This is a genomic window from Oleiphilus sp. HI0043 (assembly GCF_001634935.1).
In genome coordinates this window covers 1-981 of the sequence record NZ_LWEY01000644.1, presented here as the reverse complement: position 1 = coordinate 981, position 981 = coordinate 1, and the positions used below count along the sequence as shown (strand labels likewise).

Genomic DNA, 981 nt, shown 5'->3' with positions numbered 1-981 from the left:
CAATTCCATCTTGTTCAGCCGTAAATTTCACCAATTGATCGACCTTACGTCTTTTCTTTAAATCATTGATATGACTGTCTCTCAAACCTAGCGATCGAAGGCGTGACTTTGACGCATTAATTAGGTTTCTGTTTTTGCTGCGCAATGCTGCTAGGTATTCTTCCTGCGCATTGACCAGCTCTGGACTATAAAGCTCAAACAGTGTTTGACCTTGTTTAACCGGATCACCACTAGCAGCAACGTTCAACCGTTCAATCCAACCCTCTACACGCGGGTGAATATGAGAGATTCGGCTCTCATCAAACTGGATAGTTCCTACGGTATCAATTGGCACCATAATCGCTTCGTTTTTAACCTTTGCGACTTTAACGCCGAGGTTATTCTCAACAGTGGCTGAGATCTTCACTGTATTATCATCACCGCTGTCTTCTTCATACACCGGAACTAAATCCATGCCCATCGGGGAAAGTCCAGGCCCATCTCGACGATAGTTTTTATCCATCGGAGCTACCCAGTACACTGGTTTCTTCTCGTTACTGTCGGCGGAGGACAACTCTCCATCACTCATTGTCCCCTGCATGAGTTGAGGGCCGAAAAAGGTCCCCAAGGCCAAACCAATAGCTAGGACAGTAATGGCTAAAATAAATTGCTTCATGTGTTGATTCTCCTTAGCTTTAGTTCAGCCAATAATTAATACGAGATAGAATAATTTGTTCATTCACAAGCAAGCGCAAACGCTGCACTTTTGCGCTTTGTTCCTTCAGAAACAGCTCAGATACGATGCGGAAATTGCCCTTATCTGACTCGTAGCTATGCATGGCGCTGTGCTTCTGCTTGCCTAATGTGGTTAATATTTTTTCTTCATAAAGCACACGTTGATCGCGGGTGATGTCATATTGGTTGGCGAGATCTTTCAACGTAAAGCGAGCTTGCTCTAATGCTTCTGAACGCTCCAACTCAATAGCTGCCTGACGATGCTTA

Annotated in this window: 2 protein-coding genes; both read right to left on the bottom strand. The window is 44.4% G+C overall.

Annotated features, from left to right (window positions below):
• Positions 1-655: efflux RND transporter periplasmic adaptor subunit (locus tag A3729_RS07770; RefSeq protein ID WP_156497782.1), on the bottom strand; the 655-nt coding region annotated here is incomplete at its 3' end.
• Between the two features lie 19 nt (positions 656-674).
• Positions 675-981 (bottom strand): hypothetical protein (locus tag A3729_RS32555; protein ID WP_197475671.1); only part of this gene is annotated, 307 nt, incomplete at its 5' end.